Source organism: Candidatus Woesearchaeota archaeon, assembly GCA_003694805.1.
Classification (GTDB): Archaea; Nanobdellota; Nanobdellia; order Woesearchaeales; family J110; genus J110.
Map to the genome: position 1 here is coordinate 1 of RFJU01000144.1, position 3,778 is coordinate 3,778.

General features: G+C 52.0%; 5 protein-coding genes. 4 read left to right on the plus strand and 1 reads right to left on the minus strand.

The genetic code is table 11. The features are described from left to right. The first annotated feature begins 167 nt into the window (after window positions 1-167). The 4 genes from D6783_05425 (at window position 168) to D6783_05440 (ending at window position 3,026) form a co-directional block, all read left to right on the plus strand. A complete protein-coding gene (locus tag D6783_05425; protein ID RME52253.1) occupies window positions 168-1,505 on the plus strand; it encodes a serine--tRNA ligase in 1,338 nt (445 codons plus the stop codon). Beyond that, window positions 1,474-1,707: a hypothetical protein gene (locus D6783_05430; protein RME52254.1), complete on the plus strand. Its 234-nt coding sequence runs from the start codon at window positions 1,474-1,476 to the stop codon at window positions 1,705-1,707. Before D6783_05425 ends, D6783_05430 begins: the two co-directional genes overlap by 32 nt. Window positions 1,708-1,719: 12 nt before the next feature. Then, window positions 1,720-2,595, plus strand: a complete 876-nt coding sequence (locus D6783_05435) for a hypothetical protein (protein ID RME52255.1) — start codon at window positions 1,720-1,722, stop codon at window positions 2,593-2,595. 98 nt (window positions 2,596-2,693) lie between these two features. Continuing rightward, window positions 2,694-3,026, plus strand: coding sequence for a zinc ribbon domain-containing protein (locus tag D6783_05440; GenBank protein RME52256.1), 333 nt, complete (start codon window positions 2,694-2,696; stop codon window positions 3,024-3,026). Between the two features lie 156 nt (window positions 3,027-3,182). Here the strand turns inward: D6783_05440 and D6783_05445 are convergent, their stop codons facing one another. Further along, the gene (locus D6783_05445) at window positions 3,183-3,551 is read right to left on the minus strand and encodes a hypothetical protein (protein RME52257.1); all 369 of its coding nucleotides are present in this window, start codon (window positions 3,549-3,551) and stop codon (window positions 3,183-3,185) included. Window positions 3,552-3,778: the final 227 nt, after the last annotated feature.

Here is a 3,778-nt window from a genome sequence, read left to right on the forward strand (position 1 = left end):
AGCTTGAACTGCACATTTCAGAGGAGATAATTCCTAACTAGTCAGCTAGATTAACGATTCGCCTCAAGACTTATTGCTTGTTTGAATTTGAAGAAAAACCGCTTTTTAATCACTTGGCGTTCTCCGCTCGGCTGGTTGATTGAACGGTCGAGAATAAACATTTCTTCATTGCACGATACGCCAAAGCTTTAAAAACCTCGAGTTTCTTCCTCCTCCTTTGCACCATCATGTTATCGCTCAAGTTTGTCCGGGAGCATGCCGACGTCGTGAAGGATTCCATTGCGCGGCGAAAAGAGGATACGTCAATTGTTGACGAGGTTTTGCGTCTTGACGAGGCGTGGCGGGAAAAGAAGAAGGCAATTGACGCCTTGCGCCACGAGCGAAACAAGGTTTCTGAAGAGATTAATACGCTTAAAAAGGCGGGGAAGGATGCTTCGGCCGTTCTTGCGCGGGCCAAGCAGATTCCAAAAGAGCTCAAGGCATTGCAGGAGGAAGAGCGGGCAGCGTGGGAGGCAGTGGTGGAAGCGTTGCGCAAGATCCCCAACGTCATGCACGAGAAGGTGCCGTATGGCAAAAGCGACGAGGACAACGTCGAGCTCAAGCGGTGGGGTGCGCATCGGGAGTTTTCGTTTCCCGTGAGGAACCATGTGGAGCTGTGCGAGATGAATGGCTGGGCTGACTTCGACGCCTCGGCAAGGACGTCGGGAAATGGCTTTTATTTCTTGAAGGGGGATTTGGCCCTGCTCAATCAGGCGTTGATTCGCTTTGGCGTTACCTTTATGCAAAAGAAGGGGTACCTGTACATTGAGCCTCCTCTTATGTTGCACCGTCACATCATCCTCGCAGCTGGGGATGAAGACGCGTTTGCTCAATCTATTTATGCAACGGATGACGGGGATTTATGTCTTATCGGGACTGCGGAGCACGCGATTTTGGGTTTGCATGAAGGGCAGGTGCTTCCGGAAGAGCGGCTTCCGCTCAAGTATTTTGGCTACAGCATGTGCTTTCGGAAAGAGATTGGAAGTCACGGTATTAACGAGAAGGGGTTGTGGCGCACGCACCAGTTTAATAAGGTGGAGCAGTTCGTGTTCTGCACGCCGGAGCAGAGTTGGCAGCTTTTCGATGAGCTCTTGCAGAATAGCGAAGAGATCTTGCAGGCGCTAGGTCTTCCCTACCGTGTTGTTGAGATGTGCACTGGTGACTTGGCCGTGTGGAAGGCGCGCTCGTTTGATGTGGAAGTGTGGCGACCGACGACGAAGGGTTTTGGCGAGGTGATGTCGCTCTCGAATTGCACAACGTATCAAGCTGAGGATTTGGGGATTAAGATTTTGCGCAAGGACGGGACGCGCGAGACGGTTCACACGTTGAACAACACAGCCCTGGCGACGTCTCGGGTGATGGTTGCAATCTTGGAGAATTTCCAAAACGAGGATGGTAGCGTTACTATTCCTGAAGCGTTGCGTCCGTACATGAATGGGAAGAAGGTGCTTGAGAAACATGCGTGATACGTATTTTGAAGGGGATATTGTTGTGAAGAAGCATTGGGTAGAGCCGAGTAAGAAGCGGTGCAGCAACTGTAACATCCCCTTTGAGCCGGGAGAGGTATTCATTGAGCGGGAAGTGAACGCGACGATGTTCGTGTTTTGCAGCGAGGAGTGTGTTGAGAATTTTCGCTTGCAGGAATTGATACTGGACGATGACGAGTGAGAAGGGCAGGTTATGACTCGTTTCTTAGTAGTTGGGGACTTGCACGGCCAAATTCCTCGTATCCACTTTAAAGAGTTTGACGCGATCATTGCTCCGGGCGACCTGTGTTCGGACAGGGGTGTTCGGGCTGCGTATCAAAAATTCTACGCGGAGTACTTGAAGAATCGAAAAACTCGACGGGAGTGGTTTGATTTCGTGGGGAAGCGGAAAGCAAAGGCGTTGGTTCGGCAGTCCCTCAAAGATGGCGAGCGGGTTTTGAATGTTTTGGATTCTTTCGGAAAGCCAGTTTTTCTTGTTCCAGGAAATTGGGACTGGCCGAAGGTGGCGTCTAGTTCATGGCCGTATTTGCGCGAAGATCATTTCTCAGCGCTTGTGAAGCAGAAAAGAAACGTCATTAACATGCACGGCAGGCGAAGGACGTTTGGCGGTGTTGATGTGATCGGGTATGGGTACGTGAATGGGCCTGAGCTTCTCAGGTTCAGGTCGTACGACGGCGTTTCGAAGGAGGAGCTTGCGAGAAATGAACAGAAGTATCATCGTTTGCTTGAGAAGTATAGGCGGCTGTTTTCCGGAGCGAAGAGGCCTGTGTTGTTCCTCTCGCATAACGTCCCGTTCAAGAGCGGTTTGGACAAGATTTTGGATGATCACTCGCTTCGGTTCGGGTTTCATTACGGCTCGAATCTGGCTCGCGACCTTCTTGACGAGTTCAACCCTTTGCTGTGCGTCGGGGGTCACATGCACGAGCACTTCGGGAGAAGGAAGGTTGGGAAGACCACGGTGATTAATGCCGGGTTCGGTTCGCGGGTGAACACGCTTGTTGAGATTGTCAACGGGCGGTTGCGCAAGGTTTCGTTCTTCCCTAAGCCGTACGGGAACGGGCGGGGTTGAAGCGCGCGCTGTGAAGCACGTTATTTTTTTCTTCGCCGGAGAAGCCATGAGAAAAAGAACAACTTTTTTATAGGCTGAGTGCTAGAGGCATGGCAACAATGGCTAAGCTTCCATGGTTCTCCTTCATCCTTGCAGGGACGCTGTTGGCAGGCGTTTCTTGGTACTTGGAGCAGACGAGAAATGCTAAGCTCGGAGTTTTCTTCGTGGCAGGGCTGATTTTTCTCGGAATTGGCGCGTTTCGGTTAGTGCTGAAGATTATCTTGTCAGGTGATAGAAAAATTCTGAGGCCTCAAGAGCGAGGAGAGCGGCAGCACGCCGCCTTGGTCCGCAGAGGATCGCACGTGTTTTGCCCCGCGTGCAGGACAGCGAATCATCGCTCGAACAGGTTTTGCAGGATGTGTGGTTATCCGCTCTGGAGGGTGCCGAGGTGAAGGTGATAGAAAACGGAATGGAGGCTGCGTGAGGAGGTATGGCATTTCCGGGAGTGTTGTTCATCCTTCTTGGTGCTGCTGCGTCCCTGATTGCGGGCGTCCTTGAGGGAACGACTGGCTTGGACAGTTCTTGGCTGAACGTCGCGGGTGTGGCATTCATGGCTCTTGGCGTTTTTCGAGCCGTGGCGGCGGTGCTCTTGCAAAAAAGGCCGAAGAAGCGGTTTTCCTTTGAGCGGGAGACGCGCGCGTTAGTTCGTCAGCAGGATTTGCACGTGTGTCCTTCTTGTCATTTTGAGAACGAGTCTGGCTCGCGGCATTGTGAGCGTTGTGGAGTCCCGCTTTGATTGGGAAGGGTCCAGGAACAGTGAGGAGGCGTGCGTAGTGGGGTGGTTGTGAGTGGAAGGGAAGAGCGTATCTCCTGCGCCCTTTGGGTTGTCTTGAACCGCGGGATCGTCGTGGTAAGGGCGTGCCAGTCTTGTCGGGGAGGTTTTTTGTGCTTGCAAGCCAGCCCCGCGTTCTGTTCACGGTTGAGGATGTTCAATAGTGGAGGTTAAGAAGAGGCTGCTCTTAACTTCCGCGATTAAGAGACGTTTTTGCGAAGCATTTTGATAGAGCTTGCAAGGAGGGATCTCCAAACCCTTGTTAACCTCTCTGATGGGCTTGAATTTTAGTGCTGCGTTCAGTGGAGGAGAGGTGGGAGAATTCAAAGTGATTTCAGGGACGTTTCTTCAAGTGAGCGAATGCGGTACATC

Excerpts from the sequence above, each read along its gene's own strand:
- D6783_05435 (RME52255.1), top strand. The coding sequence starts at position 1,720 with ATGACTCGTTTCTTAGTAGTTGGGGACTTGCACGGCCAAATTCCTCGT.
- D6783_05440 (RME52256.1), top strand. The coding sequence starts at position 2,694 with ATGGCTAAGCTTCCATGGTTCTCCTTCATCCTTGCAGGGACGCTGTTG.
- D6783_05430 (RME52254.1), top strand. The coding sequence starts at position 1,474 with ATGGGAAGAAGGTGCTTGAGAAACATGCGTGATACGTATTTTGAAGGG.